The organism is Chitinophaga chungangae, from assembly GCF_017742215.1.
GTDB classification, from domain to species: Bacteria; Bacteroidota; Bacteroidia; order Chitinophagales; family Chitinophagaceae; genus Chitinophaga; species Chitinophaga chungangae.
In genome coordinates, this window is record NZ_JAGHKP010000002.1 from 641,396 (window position 1) to 664,994 (window position 23,599).

Genomic DNA, 23,599 nt, shown 5'->3' on the forward strand with positions numbered 1-23,599 from the left:
TTATTCCGTTTTTAACGACTTTACCGGGTTGGCGAACGCCGCTTTGAGCGACTGGTAACCGATGGTGCACAGCGCCACCGCAAGCGCCATGAGGCCAGCGGCCAGCAGCCACCACCATTGTATGCGAACGCTGAAGGCAAAGTCTTTCAGCCAGATGCTCATGAAATACCAGGCCAGCGGCGTGGCGATGATCATAGCAACGACGATGAGTTTTACAAAATCTTTTGTGATAAGCTGCACGATGCTACCCGTGGAAGCGCCCAATGCCTTACGGATGCCGATCTCACGGGTGCGCTGCATAATGGCGAGCACGGCGAGCGCGAAGAGGCCGAGGCAGGAAAGCACGATGGCTACCACCGCCGCATATACGAAAATCTGTGTGAATTTTTCTTCGCGGTTATATTGACGGTCGATGTTTTCGTCGAGGAAACTGCCCCTGAACTCGGAGCGCGGTGCGATCTGCGCCCAGGTCGTTTTCAGTTTGTTCATTATCCCCGGCAGATTGTCCGGCCGCACTTTTACGAGCAGGTAATTAATGGGCATTTCCTTGTTCATCACAAGGCCCATCGGCTCTACCGGCCGGTGCAGGCTCTGGAAATTAAAGTCTTTCACCACACCGATCACCTTCAGCCCCAGACCCAGCTCTTCTACCTGGAATACTTCTCCCACGGCGTCTTTCACGCCCATCTTCCGCGCCATCTGCTCGTTGATCACAATGCCGGTGCTGTCTGTCGTGAAATTGCGGGAGAAGTCGCGGCCCGCAGCCATGGACAGTTCCATAGTTTTTGTGAAATCATATCCTACGTTCAGCCATTCCATGGTTACGGTGCGGTTTTTATAATCGAAGCCTACTGAATAGGTGTAGCTGCTGCCGTCGATGCCTACGCCCATGTTTTTGGAAAGACCGGAAACGCTGAGCACGGATGGTTCCGCGTTGAGTTTTTGCCGCAGCAGCTCGAGCGCTTCGCGGCCGTCTACCTCCTGCCCCACCGGGATGCTCACCACCTGCGAACTATTGTAGCCGAGCGGTCGCGCGCGCAGGAAATTCAATTGTTGCCAGGCTATCAGCGTGCAGCCGATCAGCAATATCGCGATGGAAAATTGCCCGATGATGAGGCCGTTGCGCAGGCCGCCGGAAGTTTTCAGCTTTAATTTGCCTTTGAGAATATGCACCGCGTTCATACGGATCATCACCAGCGCGGGATAACCGCCCGCCAGCACCGTCACCAGCAGGAAGGCGCCGATCACCGCGGCAATAATGCCGGGCTGCAGCAATACGCCGGTGTCCAGACTGCTGCCGAAGATCGCTTTGTAATGCGGCAGCAGGAAATAAAACAGCGGCACGCTGATGCAAAGCGCGAGCCCGCAGATGATGGCCGCTTCGCCCCAAAACTGCATGCCCACCTGCAGCGGCATGGCCCCGAGCGTTTTGCGCAGGCCCACTTCGCGCGAGCGGGTGAAGGAACGGCCTACCGAAAGGTTCACGAAGTTGATGCAGGCGATGAACATCACCAGTATCGCGACAGACAGCAGCATATACAGGTACGAGCGGCTAATGGTGTCGCCCACACCGCGCATGCTGGTATCGGTATGCATATCGAGATACGGTTGCATGAGCAGTTCCATGTATTGCCCGTTGGGCGCGGGGCGCGCGCCGTCGCGTTTCAGGTCGCTGATGTAATCTTTGTATTGAAGATTGATGAGGCCCTGCACCGCTTTTTCAAATGTTTTTACGTCCGCGCCTTCTTTGAGGCGGATGATCACGTCGTGATTGGTCGCGTCCCATTTCCCGATGGTGGGCGCATATGTAAAACCATGCTCGAAACGCGCCACCGCATCGAAATCGATGCTGGAAGTAGCCGGCACTTCGGCGGCCACGCCGCTTACGGTGAATACTTTCCACGGCCCGCCGGACTGCACGCGCAGCTGTTTGCCAACCGGGTCTTCGTTGCCGAAAATAGCGGCGGCCGTGGCGTGCGACAGCACGATATTGTCAAGACCGGCCAGCGCCTGTGAGGCATTTCCCTTTTCCAGCGGGAAGCTGAACATGGTGAAAAAATCCGGGTCTACGAAAGCGAACTGGTCGTTAAAAAAATGTTTGCCGTTATATTCGATCTCGCAGCCGTTGCGGTTGTAACGCGTACCGGCCTGCACGGCGGGGAACTGGCTTTTCAGCTCTTTCAGCAGCGGTTCCGGCATGGAAGGCTGCAGGGAGGGATTTTCCGGCAGCTGTACTTTAAAATAAGCCCTGTAAAGGTTATGCGGCTGGTAGTGGAATTTATTGAAAGAAAATTCAAAATACACGCTCAGCAACAACAACAGGCAAATGGTGAACGCCACCGTGAGCCCCAGCAGGTTGATGAAGGTATTCGTTTTGTGTTTCCACAAGTTACGCAGCGCTATTTTAAAGTAGTTGCGGATCATGACCTGCAGGTTTTATTCCGAGCGCAGCGAGCGCACGGGGTTGAGTAATGCAGCCTTTACAGACTGGAAACTGATGGTTAGGAAAGCCACGACCAGCGCCAACAAACCCGCCGCCACCATGGCCCACCAGGGGAACGGCGTACGGAAAGGAAATTCGGCGAGCCATTTGTTCATGCCGAACCAGGCCAGCGGCGCGGAAATCACGATGGCGATGGCCACCAGCTGCAAAAAGTCTTTAGACAGCAGCGCCGTGATGCTGCTTACCGAAGCGCCCAGCACTTTGCGTATCCCGATCTCTTTGGTGCGCTGCCTCGCCACCAGCATGGCCAGGCCGAAAAGGCCCAGGCAGGCGATGATCACGGCAAGACAGGCATATGCTCCAAACAGGCTGCCGGAGCGCTGTTCAACGAGATATTGATTACCCAGTTCATTTTCAACAAAACGATAATTAAATGGGAACGCAGGCATCAGCCTTTTCCACACGCTTTCTATCTGCGCCAGCTGCGCCTGCCTGTCGCCGTCTGCCAGGCGGATGGTAAGCATGCCGGCCCTGTTGTTACGGATCAGCGATACCATCGGCTCTATCGGCAAACGCAGGGTTTGCATATTAAAGTCCTGCACCACGCCAATCACTTTCCCCGGCCGCGGCACACTCGTTCCGCGCCATACGATCCTGCTGCCTATCACTGGGTCTTTCAGCCCCAGCTTCTTTACGGCGGCTTCGTTGATCACATAAGCGTCGAGGGAATCGGAAGGGAATTTTTCTGAAAAGTCCCTTCCCGCAACGAACCTCGCGCCGATGTTGGTGAAGTAGTTGAAATCCGCATGGATCACGATCGCCGAAATGCTCTCATCTTCACGCGCACCTTCCAGCCCCACGGGATTGTTGCTCGCGCTTTGCCCGCCCAGCGGCATATTGGTATAGGCGGCATGTTTTACGAAAGGAAGATTCGTCATTTCCGTTTTGAACGTATTTCTCAGCGGGGCCTGTTTGTTGTTGTTCAGATAGAAGGTCATCAACCCCTGTTTGTTGTATCCCAGGTCTTTTTCCCGCATGTAGCGCAGCTGCGTATACATCACCACCGTAGCGATGATGAGTACAAGGGCGATGGTGAACTGAGACACCACCAGCGTTTTGCGGAACAGCGAGCGGTGGCCGGATGTGGCGAGATCGCCTTTTAATATCCGCACCGGCACGAAGCCTGAAAGATATAATGCGGGATAACTTCCGGCCAGCAGGCCCACTGTGATGGCGATAAGCAGCAGCACGGCGAACATCATGATATTCGCGGCGCCGAAAAGCGCCATCGTTTTATCCGTCACGAAATTGAAGCCGGGCAATACGATGGCCGCCACCAGGACCGCAAACGCAAACGCCAGCAGGCTGATGATCACGGATTCAACGAGGAACTGCGAAATAAGCGTTTTACGCTCCGCGCCCATCACTTTTCTCAAACCCACTTCCACAGCGCGTTCGCTACCTCTTGCGGTAACGAGGTTCATGAAGTTGATACACGCGATCAGGATGATGAAAAAGCCGATCCAACCGTAAATGTACAGGCGGGAAACATAATTCGCTTTATCCGTATCGCCGTCAGGATACAGATGGATGTCCGTTAGCGGTTGAAGGCGGTAGTTGAATTCATTGCCCAACGTTTTGGCGGAAGGGCCAACATATTTATCCGCAAATTGTTTAAGTTCTCCGGCCAGCGCAGCTCCGGTAACTCCGTCAGGGAGCCGCACGAAGGTATAGTTAGAAGTAAAGCCAAACCAGTTTTCTTCCGGATTGAAGCCCGCTTTCGCTGCGTTCTGCATATAAGTGGAAAAGGACATCACCATTTCGAACTGAAGGTCACTGTTTGCCGGCGCGGCTTTCGCCACGCCTGTCACGTAACAATCGTAATCGTCCTGTATGCGGATCACTTTGCCGATGGGATTTTCATTCCCGAAAAATTTCTTCGCAGTGTTTTCAGTAAGTACAACGGTATAAGGATCTTTCAAGACAGTGGCGGGGTTGCCGCTCAGCAGGGGAAAACTGAACATGCTGAAAAAACCGGCGTCGGCAAATACGGTTTTTTCCTGGCGGTACTCTTCGTTTTTGGCGGACACGATCACTTCATGCACTTCGTAAAACCTCACGGTCTCTTTCACCCGGCTCAGCTCCTGCCTGAGATTGGGCGCCGCGCCGAACTGGGAAATGCCCATCTGTCCGGTCCAGTTCTTGTCTTTGATGAGGGAATTGAGGCGGTAGATGGAAGACGCATCCTTATGAAAACCGTTGTAGCTCAGTTCGTCTTTGATGAACAGCACGATCAGGATGCAGCAGGCCATGCCGATGGCAAGCCCGGCGATATTGATCACCGTGATCCCCTTGTTGCGCATAAGGTGGCGCATGGCCACTTTGATGTAATTCCTGATCATATGAAAAAACGGTTAAAGTGATGTTTTCCTGCGATACTGGTCTATCGCCAGGAGGCCGGCCATCAGCACCAGGAGAAAAGGGATCGTCATGTACGGCATCAGCACCATCAGGTCGAAACCGGTTGTGGACGATGCGTTCGCCTGACAGGAAACAGCGCCGGAGCCTAACTGGAAATCCAGCACTTTACTGATTGCACAATTGATCTTTTCCATGATTACTCAGTTTTGAGTGTTCGCACAGGGTTCATCAGCGCGGCTTTCACGGATTGCGTGCCGATGGTAAAAACGGCCACCAGTACGGCTACGCCGCCCGCCAGGAGAAAAACCCAGAATGGTATGATTGTACGGTATTCATATCCCTGCAGCCACTGTTCGGTGGCGTACCAGCTCAGCGGCGTGGCCAGCAGGATAGCTATGATTACGAGTTTCACAAAATCTTTGGTGATAAGCTGAACGATGCCGGTTACGGATGCGCCCAGCACTTTGCGGATGCCTATTTCTTTCGTCCGCTGGTGAATGGTGAAGGTGGCCAGGCCGAACAAGCCGAGGCAGGAAAGGAAGACCGCCACGCCGGCAAACCAGGTGAACAGTTTGCCGGTGCGGGTTTCCTCGCTATAGATCTTCGTAAAGGAATCCTGCATGAACGTATGTTCGAAGCGGTATTCCGGGTTGTATTCTTTCCATATCTTTTCAATGGCAGCGAGGGTGGCGGGCGTGTTTTCCCCCGAAGTTCTTACGTTCACCATCCATCCCCTGGGCCTGTAAGTCAGCACCACGGGCGGAATTTTATTGTGCATCGAACTGATGTGAAAATCTTTTACCACGCCGACGATAATGCCGTCTGTGTTTTTTAGCTTAAACCTTTTGCCGATGGGGTCTTTCATGCCGATCACCCGGATGGCTGCCTCGTTGAGGATGTAGCTGGCGGAATCGGCTTTGCCGGGGCGGAACATTCGCCCTTCTTTCATTTCCATTTGCATGGCAGGCATAAAGTCCGCGTCTACGCTCATGAATTTAATGTTGAGGCTCATGTTCTCCTCTCTCCCGTCCCAGTCCGTATCGCTGGTGCCGTTGTTCAACGTGGCGAGATCGGCGTTGCCGGAGAAAACCGCTTTCACGCCGGGAATATCGCCCAGCCTGTCTTTTGCGGCTTCGATGTGGTCGTACATATTGCGCGCTTCGAACAGGATCACATTGTCCCGGTTGAAACCGAGCGGTTTGTTGTTGATATATTTCAGCTGCATGCCTATCGCGATCGTACAACCGATGAGCACGATGGAAATAAAAAATTGCGTTACGACCAGCATTTTCCGGAACATGCCGCCGCTCATGGCGGTTCTTCCCTTCAGCGACTGGATAGGATTAAAACGCATGAGGCGCAAAGCCGGATAAACGGCCGCCATCAGCAACATGATCACGCTGCTGATCGCCAGCGTCAGCAATATCTGCCCGCTGATTTCCGCAAAACCGGTCGTTTTCTCAGTGAGATCGTTATAAAAAGGCAGTAATATCCACATTACAATAACAGACAAGATCGCAGCCAGCACGAACACGACGGCGGATTCGGTCATGAACTGGTGGAAAAGCTGCCAGCGGTTCGCCCCGATCAGCTTGCGCACGCTGATTTCCACGGCGCGCTGATGTGCGCGGGCAGTGGCGAGGTTCACATAATTGATCCCCGCGATGAGCAATATCACGATCGCTACGATAAAAAAGATGCGCACCACTTTCATCAGACCCTCCTCACCGGAGATCTCGTACAGGTGCGTGTCCGGCAGCGGCTGAACAGTGTAGCCCCTGTGGGGTATCGTTTCCTTCGTGCTGCCCTTGATCCATTGTTCGGAAAGCAGTTTGTTGGTTTTTGCGGTGTCTGTTCCGGGTTTCAGCTGCAGGTAAGTGACTACGTAAAAACTTCCCCAGTCCGCATCCATCGATTTCCAATCGCCTTTACCGCTGTACATCCCGTTCAGGCTCTTTATCGGGAAAAGCATGGAATATTGAATGGTGGAGGTACGCGGCATATCCGCGATGGTGCCGCATACGGTGTATTGTTTTTTATTGTCGACGGTGATCACCTTTCCCAGCGGGTCTTCTTTGCCAAAATATTTCCCGGCGTAAGATTCGGTAAGCACCACGGAATTAACGTCCGGGAAAACGCTTCCCTTCCGGATAGGAAAATCAAACATGGTAAAAAAAGAAGGGTCCACATAAGCAGCGGTTTCTTCTTTCTCATAAAAAGTATTCCCGTTGGCTTCGAATTTCTTCATGTCTCCCCATATGGCGGATACACGCACCGCGTCTATCACGCCGGGAACGGCATCTTTTGCATGAGGCGCCACCGCCGCCTGTGAGGAGGACCAGTTCTGGATTTTGGCGCCGCTCAGAAAATGACTGTTTACCCTGTAAATATCCTTCGCTTTGGCATGAAAGCTGTCGAAACTCCGCTCGTCCTGCACCCAGCTAAGCAGCAGCGTACTGATAGCCAGCCCGATGCCCAGCCCCACGATAATGATGAAGGCGTAGAGCTTTTGCGAAAAGAGCGTTCTGAATGCGACTTTGATATTACGGAGCATAATGGGAATGATTATACGTGAAATTGTTCCTTGATATTTTCCGTTACCACCTTACCGTCGAACAGGTTTACGATGCGATGCGCGAAACCGGCGTCGTAGGGCGAGTGCGTTACCATGATGAGCGTGGTGCCGGCGTCGTTAAGCTCCTGGAGCAGTTTCATCACTTCTTCGCCGTTGGTGGAATCGAGGTTACCGGTGGGTTCGTCCGCCAGTATCAGCTTGGGTTTGGCAACTACGGCACGGGCGATGGCCACGCGTTGTTGCTGGCCGCCGGAAAGCTGCTGCGGGAAGTGGTTGCGGCGGTGCATGATGTTCATGCGTTCCAGCACTTCTTCCACTCTTTTTTTGCGGTCTGCCGCGGGTACTTTGAGATACAGCAGGGGCAGCTCCACGTTTTCGAAAACCGTCAGCTCGTCGATGAGGTTAAAGCTCTGGAATACGAAGCCGATGGCGCCTTTGCGCAGCTGCGCGCGCTGGCGTTCGCTCATGCGGGCCACTTCCTTGTCCCAGAAATGATATTCGCCGTGCGAAGGATTGTCCAGCAGGCCGAGAATGTTCAGCAGCGTGGATTTCCCGCAGCCGGAAGGCCCCATGATGGCCACGAACTCACCATCCTGCACGTCCATATTGATGCCGTTGAGAGCGGTTGTTTCTACTTCTTCCGTAGTAAAGAGCTTTTGTAAATTGACTGTTCTGATCATGGTAATAATTTGTTTGTGATTGGATGGTGAGCGGGTTAAAATTCCAGTACTTCTTTTTCCCCGAAGTTCTCATAAGAGGAAGTAATTACCTGGTCGCCTTCGTTGAGGCCTTCCAGTACTTCAAAATATACAGGGTTTTTCCGGCCCAGGGATATTTTGCGTTTAATGGCGCGTTTGCCGCCTTTTTCAACAACATACACCCAGTTGCCGCCGGTATCCGAGAAGAACCCGCCTGCAGGCAAAAGTAAGGCTTCGGAAGATTTTCCAAGCTCAAGGCGGACAGGAGAGGATTGCCCGCGGCGGATGCCTTCGGGGGCGGCTTTTACAAAATTCATATCTACTTCGAAACGGCCGTTCTTTACCTCGGGATACACTTTCGTGATCTCCATTTCGTTGGCTTTGCCGTTGAATTCGAAGCTGGCTTTCAAACCGGCGAACACGCGGGAAATATAATGCTCGTCTACTTCGGCGCGCATCTTAAATCCGTCCAGGTCGTCGATCTGCCCGATGTTTTCACCGGCCTGTATGCTGGTGCCCACTTCCACGTTGATGGAAGAAAGCTGCCCGTCTACCGGCGCGCGCACCACCAGGTTGGCCAGGTTGTCTTTCATCAGCGAAAGATTACGCTGTGTGCGGGCGATGGTGCCTTCCAGTTGCACGATCTGCGTCTGCGCATTGTCCAGCTGGTATTCCTGGCTTTTTATTTCGATCTCTCGCTGGCGCGTGAGGCGTTCGTACTCGCGTTTGGTTTTGAGGTACTCCTGCTCGGCCACCACTTTGTCTTTCCAGAGTTTATTGTTCCTTTCGTAGAGGTCTTTGGCCTGGTCTACCTGGTAATCGAGGTCGCTGAGCGTTTTTTCCAGGGCGAAACGGTCCTGCTTCAGGCGCAGACGAGTATTCTGCAGTTCGTTGATGAGGCGGTACATTTCCGTTTCACGGTTCACGAAGTCCATCATCAGCCGCTGGTTTTCAAGCGCCAGGATGGAATCGCCCCTTTTTACCATGCTGCCGCCTTCCAGGAATTTACGGGCCACGTACCCGCCTTCAATGGCGTCGAGACGGATGGTTTTGAGGGGATGCACCACCGCGGTTACGGCGATATATTCGTCGAAAGAGCCTTTGGTAACGGGGGAAATCGTGATCTTGTCCTTTTCCACGTTCAGTTTGCTCCTTTTGTCAGCGAAAACAAAGCTCCACAGCACGAGCAGCACCAGGGCGCCGCCGCCTCCGAACAGGAATATCCTTTGTTTGTTCCAGAATTTCTTTTTGAGTTGTCTGTCCATGTTAGTAATTGCTGCCCCCCGTAAGTCAATCCATGTGCCAAGCCGTGCCAAATCGCGAAAAGCCCTACCATGGCGGATAAGAGCCTATGAGACCTGTCCGCCCCTGTTCCAAAGCGGACAGGCAGTGTCCGAATCCGGACATCCGGGCGCGGCGCGGGCTGCCCCGGAAAAATCCTTTACAGGCAATAAAATCTTTGTTTAATATTGTCCCCGGGCCGTTTAGGGAATTTTCCCCGCCCGTTTTAACCTGCTTCCGGCACCGGCCGGAATATGTTTTGCAGTGTGCCATTTGCAAAACATTGGATTTACAACAGTTTCGCTAACCAGGCATTAATTTTTTACTCATATGAGCACCCAGCAAGGAAAAATCCTGATCGTAGACGATGATGTAGATGTATTACGCGCGGCGCGGCTGCTGCTGAAGCGTCATTTCGCACAGGTGGACTTCGAAAAGAACCCGCAAAAGATCCCTTATCTCGTCAGCAATTTCGAATATGACGTGATCCTCCTGGATATGAACTTCACCCGCGACCTCAGCAGCGGAAAAGAAGGTTTCGAATGGCTGGACCGCATTCTCGATATCAATCCCAAAGCCACGGTGGTATTGTTTACCGCTTATGGCGACGTGGAAATGGCCGTTCGCGCCATCAAGGCCGGGGCGGTGGATTTTGTGCTGAAACCCTGGGAAAACGACAAACTGCTCGCCACCCTGCAAACCGCCGTGCAAACGCACCAGTCCAAACAGGAGAAAAAAGCGGGCGGCGCTACTTTGCATACAGACAATGTGCTCATCGGCGACAGCCCGGCCATGCAGGAAGTAATGGAAACCGTTTCGCGCGTGGCGGGAACGGACGCGAATATTCTCATACTCGGCGAAAACGGCACCGGCAAAGATCTGCTGGCCCGGCATATCCATTCTCTCAGCCTGCGCCGCGATAAATCTTTCGTGAGCGTAGACCTCGGCGCGCTCAGCGAAACCCTGTTCGAAAGCGAGCTGTTCGGTCACGTCAAAGGCGCCTTCACCGATGCGCGCGACGACCGCGCCGGCCGCTTCGAAGAAGCCAACGGCGGCTCCATTTTCCTGGACGAGATCGGCAACATCTCCATTCCTTTCCAGGCCAAACTGCTCACCGTGCTGCAAAACAGGGCCGTTACCCGCGTGGGCTCCAACAAAGCCCAGAATGTGGACGTACGGCTGATCTGCGCCACCAACCGCAACATCGGGCAAATGGCCGTGCAGCAGCTGTTCCGGCAAGACCTGCTGTACCGCGTGAACACCATCGAGATACACCTGCCCCCGCTGCGCGACCGGAGAGAAGATATCGTGCCGCTGGCCGAATATTTCCTCGGGCTGTACCGAAAAAAATACAACCGGCCCGTGGCGTTCCTGCATGAGACGCTGATCACCCAGCTGGAAAAGTACGACTGGCCGGGCAACATCCGCGAGCTGCAGCACGCGATCGAAAGAGCGGTGATACTTTGTCAGGGGAAAACGCTGATGCCCAAAGACGTATTTGTAAAAACGAACGCCGCCGCCGAATCGCTCGACACAGGGTTCAACCTCGAGGAAATGGAACGCAACATGATCAGCCAAGCTTTGAAAAAATGCAATGGCAATATCACAGACGCCGCCAAGGAACTGGGTTTGAGCCGTGCGGCCCTGTACAGGCGCATGGAAAAATATAATCTCTGATGAACCGGTTTAGCCTTAATATCCTCCTGCGTATCATCGTGCTGATCGTTACGATCATGACCGGCTGCTGGCTGTGGTGGAACGGTTACCCGCTGGTAGTGCTGCTGCTGGTGCCCTTGCTGGTCGCGGAGATCATGAACCTGTACCATTATCTCAACCGCGTGAACCGCAAGCTCACGCTGTTTCTCGAAGCGATCCGCTACGAGGACTTTTCCATCCGTTTCAGTGCGGATAACAAACTGGGAAAAAGTTTCAGCGCGCTCAACCACCAGTTCAACGAAGTGCTCGAAGCCTTCCGACAAACCCGCGCGGAAAGAGAAGCCAATCTCAAATACATCGACACCATCATCCAGCACATCAGCATCGGCGTGCTGTCTTTTGATTCGGACGGGAAGATCGAGCTGATCAATCCCGCGGCCTTCCGGCTCATGGGCATTTACCGTCTCCGGTATCTCGACGAGCTGAAGAACCCGCATCCCGACCTGGCGGAGCTGCTGCTGCAATTGCCCGCCGGGCATAAATCGCTGTACGCCACGCAAAACGGGCAGCAGCTGTCTATTCACGCCGCCACCGTACGTTTGCAGGGAAGGCTGGTGAAACTTATTTCGCTGCAGAACATTCATGCGGAGCTGCAGCAGAAAGAGCTGGAGGCCTGGCAGAACCTCACCAAGATATTGCGGCACGAGATCATGAACTCCGTAACGCCCATCGTAAGCCTCATCGGCACGATGCAGGAGATCGTGCAGCACGACATCCATCCCGTGGAAGGCCAGGTGGAAGCCGTGGAAGACCTGAAAGAAGCGCTGGAAACCATTGAAAGCCGGAGCAAAGGCATCATGAACTTCGTGAACGCCTACCGCGACTATACCACGCTGCCCAAGCCGCAGTTCACCACCATCAACCTCAAACAGCTCATCCAGTCCGTGAGCAGCCTGCTGCTCGCCGATATGAAAGCCGCCGGCATCACGTACCGGGCGCAGGTTTCGCCGGAAAACATCGAGATACACGCGGACGAAACGCAGCTGCAGATGGTGCTTATCAATCTCGTCAAAAACGCGATGGACGCGCTCGAACATACAGACAAACCCTTCATTCACGTAAAAGGCTCGCTGGGCAACGCCAACCAGATCGTTATCGAAATATCGGACAACGGGCCGGGCATCGAAACGGAAGCGATGGAGAAGATCTTCATTCCATTCTTCACCACGAAAAAGAAAGGCTCCGGCATCGGGCTGAGCCTTTCGCAGCAGATCATACAGTCGCATGGCGGCCAATTAAAAGTTGTGAGCCCACCCGAAAAGGGTACAACTTTTTATGTATTGCTCAACAATTAAAAACGGCGTAAGTTGGCTGCACAATTCCACAAGCGTATGCAACCAAAACACTGGGGAGGGCTATACCTTCTCATTCTGCTGGCTGATTTGTGTGTGATAGCGTTCGATATTCCCTATGCCCGGTTCGCCACGAAACCACTGATCATGATCCTGCTCGGCTTCTACGGATGGTCGCAGGCAGGCGGGCTGCCGCAGCGCAGCAAAAATTTCATTCTTTCCGCCATTATTTTTTCCTGGTCCGGCGACGTGTTCCTGCTTTTCCCGCAGTATTTTGTGGCGGGACTGATCAGTTTCCTGGCCGCGCACCTGCTGTACACCGGTTTTTTCCTTTCCGTGCGGCCCAAACCCCGGCCCGGTTGGAAAGAAGGCGTGGCGCTGGCGGCTATCGCCGTATATGCTACGAGGTTAGTACAGCTGCTTTCTCCCGGTCTCGGCGATCTGAAACCCGCCGTGATCGTGTATACGGCCGTGATATCGCTGATGTTTCTCAGCGCTGTGCGGGCATTCGGGCTTAACGCCGGCAAGGCGGGCAGGCTTTGCATCGGCGGGGCTTTGCTGTTCGTATTGTCCGATTCCATGCTGGCGGTGGAAAAATTCCTGGCGGCATTTCCCGGCGCCAGCCTGCTGGTGATGCTCACGTACGGGCTGGCCCAGTGGATGATCGTGGAAGGAAGCCTGCGGCACCTGAAATCCGCGGAACATCCCCCTCGCAAAGGTTAAATAACGGTATAATTGCCTAATTTTGATGTTCTATGCATCAAACAGATTTCCTGGTAGTAGGCTCAGGAATTGCAGGGCTCACGTATGCCCTGAAAGTGGCCGAGCAATGTCCGGATAAAAAGGTAACGATCCTTACCAAAACCCGGGAAGATGAAACCAATACGAAATATGCGCAGGGCGGCGTAGCCGTGGTGAACGACCTCGAGAACGACAGCTTTGAAAAGCATATCGAAGACACGCTGATCGCCGGCGACGGGCTTTGTAACGAGCAGGTGGTGGAGATCGTGGTGAAGGAAGGGCCGGACCGTGTAAACGAGCTCATTTCCTGGGGCGCACAGTTCGACAAATCGCCGGACGGCGATTACTCCCTCGGCAAAGAAGGCGGCCATTCCGAATTTCGCGTGATCCATCATAAGGACGTTACCGGCCGCGAGATAGAGCGCGCGCTGCTGGAAGCCATCCGCCGCAAAAAAAATATCGAGCTGATCACCCACTGCTTCGTGGTAGAGCTGATCACCCAGCATCATCTGGGTTTCCTCGTCACCAAATCCACGCAGGACATCGAGTGTTACGGCATCTACGTGCTGAACCTCAAAACCAACAAGATCGAAAAGATACTGTCGAAGCTCACGCTGCTGGCCACCGGCGGCAACGGCCAGGTATACCGCACCACCACCAACCCCGTGATCGCCACGGGCGACGGCGTGGCCATGGTATACCGCGCCAAAGGGAGGATCGAGAATATGGAGTTCATCCAGTTCCACCCCACCGCGCTGTACCAGCCCGGTGAAAACCCCTCCTTCCTGATCACCGAGGCCGTACGCGGCGACGGCGGCATTCTCCGCAACATCAACGGGGAAGACTTCATGCACAAATACGACGAGCGCCTCAGCCTCGCCCCGCGCGACATTGTGGCCCGCGCGATAGACAGTGAAATGAAGATCACCGGTACGGAGCATGTGTACCTCGATTGCCGGCATATGGACATGGAAAAGTTCGTGCACCATTTCCCGAACATTTACGAAAAATGCAAATCCATCGGTATCGACGTCAGCAAAGACATGATACCCGTGGCGCCGGCGGCGCATTACAGCTGCGGCGGCATCAAAACCGACGAGCAGGGCCGCACGTCCATCCGCAACCTGTACGCGGCCGGGGAATGCGCCAGCACAGGGCTTCACGGCGCAAACCGCCTGGCCTCCAACTCCCTGCTCGAAGCCATGGTATTCGCGCACCGCTGTTACCTCGACGCGGTGAAAACGATCGACAGCATCGGCCTGAAAGAAAACGTGCCGGACTGGAACACGCTGGGCACCAATGCGCCGCGCGAGATGATCCTGATCACGCAGAGCCTCAAGGAGCTGAAACAGATCATGAGCGACTACGTGGGCATCGTGCGCACGAACGTGCGCCTGGAGCGCGCCATGCGCCGGCTGGACATACTGCATCTTGAAACGGAAGCCTTGTATAAGGAAACCGCCGTTTCGCCGCAGCTTTGCGAATTACGCAACCTTATCACCGCGGGATATCTTATCGTGAAAGGCGCCACCTTCCGTAAAGAAAGCAGGGGCCTGCATTACAACACGGATTATCCATACAAGAGCGACCTGGTGCAGAACATTATCCTGTAAGACCGAAAAAGAGCGAAAGATCCATGTATTATATTTTACTGGCATTCTGTTACAGCATTTCCATTCTTCCCCTGTGGCTGCTTTACCGCATCAGCGACGGGCTTTACGTGCTTGTGTACCACCTGCTCGGGTACCGCCGGAAAGTAGTACTGGAAAACCTGCGCCAGGCGTTTCCGGATAAACCGGAAAACGAGATCAGGCTGATCGCCCGCAAATACTACCGCAACCTGACCGATATGGTGGTGGAAACGATCAAATTGCTTACCATGAGCAGCGCATCGCTGAGCAAACGTTTCGACTGCGACCTGTCCGTTTTTCATAAGTTATACGCCCAGGGCCGGAGCGTACAGCTGCACCTGGGCCATAATTTCAACTGGGAATGGGCAAACCTGTTCGCGAAAAACGGTGTGGACTATTCTTTCCTGGTAGTGTTCATGCCCATTAGCAATTCCGCGGTAAACCGCATGTTCAGGCATTTCCGGGAAAAATTCGGCACCGTGCTGATACCCGCCAACGACATGCGCAACGGCATGGCGCCCTGGATCGGGAAACAATACCTGCTGGGCCTGGTGGCAGACCAGAACCCCGGCAACCCGCGCCGCTGCTACTGGTTTCCTTTCCTGAACAAAATGACTGCGTTTTACAAAGGGCCGGAAATGAGCGCGCGCCGGTATAATATTCCCGTGGTGTTTGCAGACATCCGCAAGGTGAAAAGAGGGTATTACAAGGCAAAGCTGGAACTGGCCTTCGAAAACCCGATCAATGAGCCGGAAGGGCGGATCACGGAAGCGTTTGTGCAGTACCTCGAAAAAAACATCCGGGAGCAGCCCGAAGTGTGGGTATGGAGCCACCGGCGCTGGAAACACGAATACAAGCCCGAATATGATTTTGAAAATGCGGATGAATAGAAGACATTAAAAAACCCCGGCCATCGCGGCCGGGGTTTTGTTTTTATGATCTGACAAGGTTATGCCGAAGGTATTTTGAGTTTCCAGCCGGGCTGGATCATATCCGGGTCTTTGATCTTGTCTTTATTCGCTTCGAAAATCTTCTGCCAGGTGAGGCCGGGATATTTTTTTGCGATCTTGCTGAGGTTGTCGCCGGACTGTACTTCATATTCCTGCTCCGCGCCTTCGGCGAGGGAAATATTCAGCACGAGGTCTCCTGCGCGCATTTCGGGGTCCAGTTTTTCGTAGATGCCCCACAGCTGGTCCTTCACTGCGGAGGAAGGAGCCGTGCCGTTGACGTACAGCACGCCGTTCTGCTCGGCTACCTGCAAACCGGTAACCCCGCCGTTATTGGCTGCCTGAACGAGTTCTGCGTATTTGTCCTGTAATGCCATGATCGTACTTTTTTTAAGGTTAATGGTGGATTAAAAAATCCGCCGCTTATTGCAGCGTGAGTTTGTTGTTGACCTTTTTGGGCTTGGCTTCGTTGGCTGCCTGCATCACTTTGCGGAGGTCCGCTTTTTTGATGGTGCCGGTGAGGGTCACTTCGCCGTTGGCGATGGTGGCCGTTACGCCGGTAATGCCTGCCGCGCTGAGCGAGGAATCTACGCTGGTTTTGAGAATGTCGTCGGGATTAATGGCAACCGGCGCGGCGGGCGGCGGCGGTGGCGGCGTGAGCATAACGTTGTTCACAACGGATTTAACGCCTTTTACGCTTTTGGCGGCGTCTTCGGCGGTAGTTTTGGCTGCATCGTCCATCACTTCGCCACTAAGGGTGGCAACGCCTCCTTTCACTTCAGCGATCACGCCGGGAGCGGCGGTGGCCAGTTTGTCGTTCACTTCTTTCTGAAGTTTCGCGTCGCTCGGTTTACAAGCGTAAAGGAGCACGCCTATCCCAACCAGGAAGGCGAGCAAAATGGGTTTGCGTTGTTTCATATGATTAGAATTTTAAAGGAATTTAACCAATTCTCCCCTAAACGACAATTATTTCTGTGTTTAATTAATTGTTAAGCAATTATTTATGCAATAACAAAAAGAAAATGTAAGTGTATAAATTTATATGTGTTTTATCCGCAAACTATATGACAAAGGGAAACAGCGAATGCAAAGAGCTGCGGCCCGGGCGCAGCCGAATGGTTGACTGGAAGATTGCGTGAATAAGATAAATGGCTCCGTTGCGGCAGGGTTCACCGGGAAAGGCGTTTCGCCATTCCATAAAAACGCCGGGAAACCATGCTCCCGGCGTTTCAATATCTGTTACTGGTCACGTTAGTTCAGGATATTTTTTTCCTGCACCACGGTCAGCCCTTTCTGATCTTTCATTTTACCAAAACCGCCGTTGACGTTGCGGAGATTATGAATGCCTTCGCGTTTCATGATAGAACAGGCGATCACGCTGCGGTAGCCGCCCTGGCAATGCACGTACAGGTTCAGGTGGTCGTCCAGGTCGGCGAGCGCGCCGGGATCTGTCATTTCGCTGAGGGTGAGGTTCACCGCGTTTTTGATGTGCCCGTCCGCATATTCCGCGGGCTTCCGCACGTCTACCACCACCAGGTTTTCGTCGTGCGGGATGTCCATCGCCAGTTCGTCCGGGTCAACGGAAATGATCATGTCGATCTTCTCCCCTGCCGCTTTCCAGGCTTCGAAACCGCCTTCAAGATAACCCTGCACTTTGTCGAACCCGACGCGCGCGAGCCTTACGATCGTTTCTTCTTCCTGTCCCGCCGCGGTAACGAGCAGCATCGGCTGGCCGAACGGCAGCAGGCTTCCCGCCCATTCCGCGAAACGGCCTTCCAGGCCGATGCTGATGGAGCCGGGCACAAAACCTTCCGTGAATACGTTCGCATTGCGCGTATCGAGTATCACCGCACCGGCGGATCTTTCCTTGAACGCTTGTATAGACAATGGTTTGAGGCTTCTTTCCATCACCGTGTTCATCGTATCGTACCCTTCTTTGTTGATCTGCGCGTTGATGGGAAAATATTGCGGAGGCGTAGCCAGCCCCTCCGTCACCTGTTTGATGAAATCGGCTTTGTCTTCCGCCAGCAACGCATAATTGCTGCTTTTTTCGTCGCCGATGGTGCTGTAAGTGTTCGGGCCGAGATTTTTACCGCAGGCGGAGCCCGGGCCGTGCGCGGGATATACGATCACGTGATCGGGCAAAGTCTTGATCTTGTTTTTCAGCGATTCGAATAATAAACCCGCAAGCTCTTCCTTGCTGAGGTCCCCGCTGAACAGGTCCGGCCTGCCCACGTCGCCGACAAAAAGGGTATCGCCGGTGAAGACCGCATTGGGCTCGCCGTTTTCGTCGAGCAGCAGGTAGCAGGTAGATTCCATGGTGTGGCCCGGCGTATGCAGCGCCTTCACCGTCAGTTTCCCGATTTTGAAATCTTCGCCGTCTTTCGCGATATGCACGGGAAAACTGGTCACTGTTTCGGGGCCATATACGATGGGCGCTTTGGTGGCGGCCGCCAGGTCGAGGTGACCGGAAACGAAGTCTGCGTGAAAATGTGTTTCGAAAATATATTTGATGGAAGCGTTCCTTTCGTGCGCCAGTTCGAGGTAAGGCTCGATATCTCTGAGGGGGTCGATAATGGCGGCTTCTCCGTCGGATTCGATGTAATATGCTGCCTCTGATAAGCAACCTGTGTACAACTGCTTAATGAACATATGGTTTTTGATTTTTGCAAAAATACGAAGAAGTTGCGCAAACGCGGGTAGAGGGATGTCAGGGGCAGGTCAAACTGTTATCCGGTAGGGTAAGGGGATTAAAGAGGACAAAAAAACCGTCTTCCCCAAAGAGGAAGACGGCCGGTTCAGTATGGTGCAGGGCCGCTCTGTCGGCCGCTTTAAAAGATAAGATTGTAAGATGGATTAACCCACCAGCTCTTCGACAAACTTCGCTACTTCTGCAATACGTTGCTTGTTGATGGTATAGTGGATGAACTTACCGTCTCTTTCGGTGATCACGATGCCCGCGCGGCGCAGGATGGCAAGATGCTGGCTCGCTACAGACTGTTCCAAACGCAGTTTCACATAGATCTCCGTTACAGTCATGCGCTTATGGTCTTCCAGCAGCTTGATCATTTGCTGGCGCAGTTTGTGGTTGATCGCTCTCAACACCATCGCGGCCTTTTTAACGGCAATGTAATCCAATTTGATCTGATCTTTTTCATTGTTACCTCTAGAAATAATAAGAGTATTAGAAGAGGTAGTTAATAATTGTTTTTCCATCGCAAAATAGTTTTAAAAATAAATGAAATGACAGGGATCAACGGACAGTAAAACGCGACTATTAGACAACAATCACGGATATTGATTATACAAAATTATAATATCTGTCACAATAAAAAAAATTTCTATACCTTCTTTTCTAATATATAAACCGGAATATCCCGCCTTTTTCCACAATTTGACAGTCACATGACACTTCCGGGTGCGTTTTACCGTCCATTCGGCCGTCCTCAGATTATAACGCGTTTCAATGCGTAATATGATGCGGCGAAATGCTAAAAATCTGCTAAAAAATTGAAGGATGTCAGGGTTTTCCCGGGGTGAAGAAGGCTTTGAGGTAGTGGGGAGCGAAGTAGGCTACATCCTGGAAATCCTTGCTGGCAAAGGCTTTTTCAGCCAGCGGCACCATATGTGCGGCAGAGATCTGGTATGCGGGAAAAACAGCATTGGTAGGCGATCCTAACAAACTCCGCCATTTCGGGGCGCCGTCGCCGAAAAAATACGTGGTTTTCCCGTCCAAAAACGACGCGAAAGATTCCGGCGTCAATATCATCGACTGAGGGGGCATTTCCGCCTTTAAACCGGCATCGTACACCGCGGTGAACACTTCCATCCGCCGCGCGTCGATCATCGGCACATACCAGCCTTCTTCCCTTAATTCCGATTGCAGGCCGGAGGCCATCATCTGCAAAGTGGAAATGGCGATCAGCGGTTTTTTCCAGGCGTAACACAAACCTTTCGCCGTGGCGGCGCCTACACGTAAACCCGTATACGAACCGGGACCGGCACTCACGGCAATTGCACCCAGCTCTTCATGCCGCACGCCATGCCCTTCGAGCAAACGGCGGATGAACAGGCCAACGGTGGCCGCATGGTCTTTCTGGTCTGCGTTATGCAGCGTTTCCAGTTCTTTTCCGTCTTTCGACAAACAAACGGAACCAAACGAAGTAGCGGTGTCGATATGTAAGATGAGTGCCAATTGGAAATGTTTTATTGCGGCAGCGCTTCGTATTCCTCGCGCAACAATGGCGCGGGCCTGTAACGTTCATTGCCCGTTTCCTGGAAAACGGCCTGCAATACTTCGTATACGTTGCGGATGCCGATCTTTTTGCTCCATTCAAAAGGCCCGGAAGGATAATTGGTGCCCAGTTTCATGGAAATATCTATGTCTTCCCGCGAAGCGGCGCCTTCCGCCGCGGTAAAATACGCTTCGTTCACGATCATACAGATCACTCTCGGCGTTACCAGTCCTGTGGCTGCTTTCACGGTTTCGTAGCGCCAGTTCAGTTCCTTCATCAGCGCTTCCAGCTTCGATGCTTCGCCGGCGGCGGACAATGCCGTTTCCAGCGGACTCATGCCGATGAAGCCGGGCAGCCAGTTCACCGCGTAAATATGCGCGTACTGCTCCCATACCGATGGCGACGTTTTCACGAGGCAGCCAAGCACGGACACTTCCGGTTTCATGGCATACAACATGAGATTTTCGGGCCGCTCGTCGAGCGAGAGATCGACGATCACGTCTGCTTCGCCGCGGATCAATTGCAGCTCCGGCTCCCATGTCACGTTGTGGCCTTCGGTGTTCCTGTCTGCGCGGAATGCTTCCCAGCGCTGCGCGTCGCCGGTTACGAGAATGTCCATCCGGTGTTTATTTAACGGCGATCATTGAGATCTCCACATTCACGCCTTTCGGCAAAGCCGAAACCTGCACGGTTTCGCGGGCGGGGAAGTAACCGGAGAAATATTTGCCGTACACTTCGTTGATCTGCGAAAAGTCGTCCATGTTCATGATAAAAATGGTGCTTTTCACCACGTCTGAAAAATCCATACCGGCTTCGGCAAGCACATTCCGGAGGTTCTGCATCACGCGGTGCGTTTCGCTGATGATATCATCCTTTTCCAGCTGCCCGGTTTCAGGGTTCAACGCGATCTGCCCTGAAATAAAAAGCATGCTGCCGGCTTTGATGGCCTGGTTGTAAGGACCGATCGGCGCCGGGGCGTTGTTGGTGTTGATGACCTGTTTTTCCATATGCGGCAAAAATAAGATTTTAGATAACCAAATTGCTTATATTAGCATTATAGTGTCAACCAAAGAAATGCCATTTCCCGCATCAACATCATCTATCCGGTTATGTATGTCAAAACCCTGAATGGTCTTTCATTAAACGGCGCATGGAAAATGCAGATCAGCCTGTATGCGGGCTGGATCGGGGGCGCGGGCTTGCTGTACTGTTTTACCGGCAGCGATCTGCTGCTGTACGCCCCGCTCCTTGTTACGATCTACCTGCTCAGCGGCGTCAGCGTGATCCTTTGCACGCTCATCAATAAAAAAGATAATTTCCGGCTCATCCCCAAGATCAATATTTCAGTGGAAACCTTCCTGCTGGCTTTTTCCATGGCGCTTGCGCTGGTAATGGTGAAAGACGCATTGGGTTACCTGCTGCCCATCCCGCCCTGGCCCGAATTGTCTTTCACTTCCATTCATACCGGTTCGGGTTATATGATCGTCGTGTCCGTTATGCTGGCCGCTTTTATGGAAGAGCTCGTTTTCCGCGGCATTATGATGGAAGCGCTGATGAAACGTTATTCGGGCGGCGTGGCGCTGCTGCAAAGCTCGCTGCTGTTCATGCTCGCGCATCCCGATCCCGCGCAGATGCCCGGCGCTTTCCTGCTCGGGCTGCTCACCGGCCTGTTTTATCTTCGCCTCCGCGACCTTTGCGCCTGTTTCCTCATTCACCTCACCCACAACGTCGCCACGGCGCTGCTCGTGTCTGCAGGCACCTTCCAGTTCATGACCGCTTCCCCGGTGATGTATTCGATGATCATCGCGGGCTGTGTGACGGTGCTGTTCGCCGGTTACTTCATGATCCGGAAACTCGTGCCGGTTACGCCGGCGCTGCAGCAGGCGAAAAAAGCCGCGCACGGCAAACCGGTGTTACTTCCCAAATAACAGCTTCGCCAGTTTCGCATCGTGACCGTACACGTCGTCGCGGAAATTGAGGCGGCCCTGGCTGTCTACCCAGGCCGTGAAATACCCGATGTACACGGGCAGTTTGGTTTTCAGCGTCACATATTTTTCTTTTCCTGCGTTCATCGCGGCGTCTATTTTCTGTTCCGTCCAGCTGGAATCTTTGCGCAGCACCCATTGCGCCAGGCGTTTGGGCTCCGCTACGCGGATGCAGCCGTGGCTGAAAGAACGTTTGGTTTCGGAGAAGAGGTTTTTGGCCGGCGTGTCGTGCAGGTAGATGTTGTATTCGTTCGGGAACAGGAATTTCACTTTGCCGAGCGAATTGCTGGGCCCCGGTTTCTGCCTCACGGAAATATTGTTCCCGCTGCCGGTCATTTCCATGTTGTGCCGCTTCAGGTAAGCATTCCCGCTTTTGCGGATGCCGGGCAGCACTTCTTTTTTCAGGATGCCGGGCGGCACGTTCCAATACGGGCTGAATACGACGTATTGCATTTCCTTGCTGAAAATTACCGTGCTGGCGCCGGGCGTGCCCACCACCACGTTGCAGCTCCAGGCGAGTTTACCGTCTTCATACACATGCAGCCTGAACTCGGGGATGTTCACCAGGATATAGTCCGTTGTTACTTCCACGGGCACCCAGCGGAGGCGTTCCATGTTGAGCAGCAGCTGCTGCATGTAATGTTCCATCGGGCGGTTTAGTGCATCGATCGTTTGCTGGCGGATGATGCCGTCCGGCTTCTGCCCCATGCGGGTTTGATAATTGCGCAGGGCGGAATCGAGCAGGGGCGTGAATTGCGTCGTCGTATCCTTTTCCTTGAAATCGCCCCAGATAGCCAGGCGCGATTTCACGGCGGCGATCACCGCGGAGGAATCGCCGGATTTGTAGGTTTTCTTTTTATCGGCCAGTTTGATGGAATCGTGCTGCGGGTGTTTTTTCACGAGGTCGCCCACACGGGTCAGCTCGTCGCGCAGAAGCCTGTATTGCCTGTTCACCGGCTCGTCTGCCGCCAGCGCGCGTTTAGGATAACGGATAATGGAATCCAGCAGGCTTTCCACATTGATCTTTTTGCGGGGGATGAACCATTCGAGGTCTTTGGCATTGTCGCTGGTCATGCCGCCCCATACCTTGTTCGCATACACGAAAAACTGCCCGGTGAGGCTCAGCTCTGCGATGGAAATAAGTGTATCCTGCCGGTTGAGGCTGTCGCCCATCAGCGCGATGGAATCGTACAGCGCGCTTACGCGGCTTTTATCGAGGGTACTGTCTTTGATGCCGCTTTCTTCGTCCTGCCGCATCATGTTGAGCAGGCCGCCGGCCTGTTCGGTAATGCCTTCTTCGTTGATCCAGGCGTAGTGGAAATCGCGTTTGCGGTAAAACTCGCGGATCAAGTCGCTGTAGGGCGCAAATTCCGCATGCCGCGACAAAAATTCACCAACCTGGTTGCTGTCCAGCGCCTGGGCGATATATTCCTGTTTGGTGTAGTGAGTGGTATCGCGGTTGATGGCTTCGGACTGTTTTTTCACGCCCTGTTTACAGGCGGCGGCCAGGAGCATTGCGGCGAGCACGGGCAGCAGATAATTTTTCAGCATAGCATCGAACAGTTTACGAGGTATAACAAAAGAATACCGGGTATGTTGCAAAGTCAAGCAACAATCATGCAAAAGGGCCTACC

Annotated in this window: 20 protein-coding genes; 6 read left to right on the forward strand and 14 right to left on the reverse strand. The window is 53.4% G+C overall.

Annotation, left to right across the window (positions count from 1 at the left end):
* Genes J7I43_RS10700 through J7I43_RS10725 form a run of 6 tightly spaced genes read right to left on the reverse strand, consistent with a single transcriptional unit; the run spans position 1 to position 9,402 of the window.
* Positions 1–2,424 (reverse strand): ABC transporter permease, encoded by a 2,424-nt coding sequence (locus J7I43_RS10700; protein ID WP_209145667.1) that lies wholly within the window; start codon positions 2,422–2,424, stop codon positions 1–3.
* Between the two features lie 12 nt (positions 2,425–2,436).
* A complete protein-coding gene (locus J7I43_RS10705) occupies positions 2,437–4,845 on the reverse strand; it encodes an ABC transporter permease (RefSeq protein WP_209145668.1) in 2,409 nt (802 codons plus the stop codon).
* A 12-nt stretch (positions 4,846–4,857) separates the two neighbouring features.
* A complete protein-coding gene (locus tag J7I43_RS10710) occupies positions 4,858–5,058 on the reverse strand; it encodes a hypothetical protein (protein WP_209145669.1) in 201 nt (66 codons plus the stop codon).
* Between the two features lie 2 nt (positions 5,059–5,060).
* Entirely contained in the window at positions 5,061–7,418 is a 2,358-nt protein-coding gene (locus tag J7I43_RS10715) for an ABC transporter permease (RefSeq protein WP_209145670.1), read from the reverse strand.
* An 11-nt stretch (positions 7,419–7,429) separates the two neighbouring features.
* Positions 7,430–8,119, reverse strand: coding sequence for an ABC transporter ATP-binding protein (locus tag J7I43_RS10720; RefSeq protein WP_120517577.1), 690 nt, complete (start codon positions 8,117–8,119; stop codon positions 7,430–7,432).
* A 35-nt stretch (positions 8,120–8,154) separates the two neighbouring features.
* Positions 8,155–9,402 carry an efflux RND transporter periplasmic adaptor subunit gene (locus J7I43_RS10725; RefSeq protein WP_209145671.1) on the reverse strand — a complete coding sequence of 416 codons (1,248 nt, stop codon included), beginning with the start codon at positions 9,400–9,402 and terminating at the stop codon, positions 8,155–8,157.
* A gap of 346 nt (positions 9,403–9,748) precedes the next feature.
* Between J7I43_RS10725 and J7I43_RS10730 the strand changes: the two genes are divergently transcribed.
* The 5 genes from J7I43_RS10730 to J7I43_RS10750 are packed head-to-tail and all read left to right on the forward strand — an operon-like array spanning position 9,749 to position 15,688.
* A complete protein-coding gene (locus J7I43_RS10730) occupies positions 9,749–11,095 on the forward strand; it encodes a sigma-54-dependent transcriptional regulator (protein ID WP_209145672.1) in 1,347 nt (448 codons plus the stop codon).
* A complete protein-coding gene (locus J7I43_RS10735; protein ID WP_209145673.1) occupies positions 11,095–12,429 on the forward strand; it encodes a sensor histidine kinase in 1,335 nt (444 codons plus the stop codon). Before J7I43_RS10730 ends, J7I43_RS10735 begins: the two co-directional genes overlap by 1 nt.
* Positions 12,430–12,465: 36 nt before the next feature.
* Positions 12,466–13,149, forward strand: a complete 684-nt coding sequence (locus J7I43_RS10740; protein ID WP_209145674.1) for a lysoplasmalogenase — start codon at positions 12,466–12,468, stop codon at positions 13,147–13,149.
* Between the two features lie 32 nt (positions 13,150–13,181).
* Positions 13,182–14,780 carry an L-aspartate oxidase gene (gene nadB / locus J7I43_RS10745; protein ID WP_209145675.1) on the forward strand — a complete coding sequence of 533 codons (1,599 nt, stop codon included), beginning with the start codon at positions 13,182–13,184 and terminating at the stop codon, positions 14,778–14,780.
* 23 nt (positions 14,781–14,803) lie between these two features.
* A complete protein-coding gene (locus J7I43_RS10750) occupies positions 14,804–15,688 on the forward strand; it encodes a lysophospholipid acyltransferase family protein (RefSeq protein ID WP_209145676.1) in 885 nt (294 codons plus the stop codon).
* 59 nt (positions 15,689–15,747) lie between these two features.
* On the opposite strand, the gene J7I43_RS10755 is transcribed toward J7I43_RS10750, so the two are convergent.
* The 7 genes from J7I43_RS10755 to J7I43_RS10785 all read right to left on the reverse strand — a co-directional run bounded on the left by J7I43_RS10755 (position 15,748) and on the right by J7I43_RS10785 (position 20,987).
* Complete coding sequence (locus tag J7I43_RS10755; RefSeq protein WP_209145677.1) at positions 15,748–16,122, reverse strand: LysM peptidoglycan-binding domain-containing protein; 375 nt, start codon at positions 16,120–16,122, stop codon at positions 15,748–15,750.
* 46 nt (positions 16,123–16,168) lie between these two features.
* Positions 16,169–16,663 (reverse strand): BON domain-containing protein, encoded by a 495-nt coding sequence (locus tag J7I43_RS10760; protein ID WP_209145678.1) that lies wholly within the window; start codon positions 16,661–16,663, stop codon positions 16,169–16,171.
* A gap of 333 nt (positions 16,664–16,996) precedes the next feature.
* Entirely contained in the window at positions 16,997–18,397 is a 1,401-nt protein-coding gene (locus tag J7I43_RS10765; protein ID WP_209145679.1) for an MBL fold metallo-hydrolase, read from the reverse strand.
* A gap of 204 nt (positions 18,398–18,601) precedes the next feature.
* Complete coding sequence (locus J7I43_RS10770; protein ID WP_209145680.1) at positions 18,602–18,883, reverse strand: ArsR/SmtB family transcription factor; 282 nt, start codon at positions 18,881–18,883, stop codon at positions 18,602–18,604.
* Positions 18,884–19,265: 382 nt separating this feature from the next.
* Positions 19,266–19,940 carry a tRNA (adenosine(37)-N6)-threonylcarbamoyltransferase complex dimerization subunit type 1 TsaB gene (tsaB, locus tag J7I43_RS10775; protein ID WP_209145681.1) on the reverse strand — a complete coding sequence of 225 codons (675 nt, stop codon included), beginning with the start codon at positions 19,938–19,940 and terminating at the stop codon, positions 19,266–19,268.
* Between the two features lie 11 nt (positions 19,941–19,951).
* A complete protein-coding gene (locus J7I43_RS10780; RefSeq protein WP_209145682.1) occupies positions 19,952–20,599 on the reverse strand; it encodes a 3-hydroxyacyl-CoA dehydrogenase family protein in 648 nt (215 codons plus the stop codon).
* A gap of 7 nt (positions 20,600–20,606) precedes the next feature.
* Positions 20,607–20,987, reverse strand: a complete 381-nt coding sequence (locus J7I43_RS10785; RefSeq protein WP_209145683.1) for a RidA family protein — start codon at positions 20,985–20,987, stop codon at positions 20,607–20,609.
* A gap of 102 nt (positions 20,988–21,089) precedes the next feature.
* Here J7I43_RS10785 and J7I43_RS10790 point away from each other — a divergent pair, with 102 nt between their 5' ends.
* Entirely contained in the window at positions 21,090–21,908 is an 819-nt protein-coding gene (locus J7I43_RS10790; RefSeq protein WP_209145684.1) for a CPBP family intramembrane glutamic endopeptidase, read from the forward strand.
* Here the strand turns inward: J7I43_RS10790 and J7I43_RS10795 are convergent.
* Complete coding sequence (locus tag J7I43_RS10795; RefSeq protein WP_209145685.1) at positions 21,894–23,516, reverse strand: L,D-transpeptidase family protein; 1,623 nt, start codon at positions 23,514–23,516, stop codon at positions 21,894–21,896. The two genes, J7I43_RS10790 and J7I43_RS10795, sit on opposite strands and share 15 nt — an antisense overlap.
* Positions 23,517–23,599 lie beyond the last annotated feature (83 nt).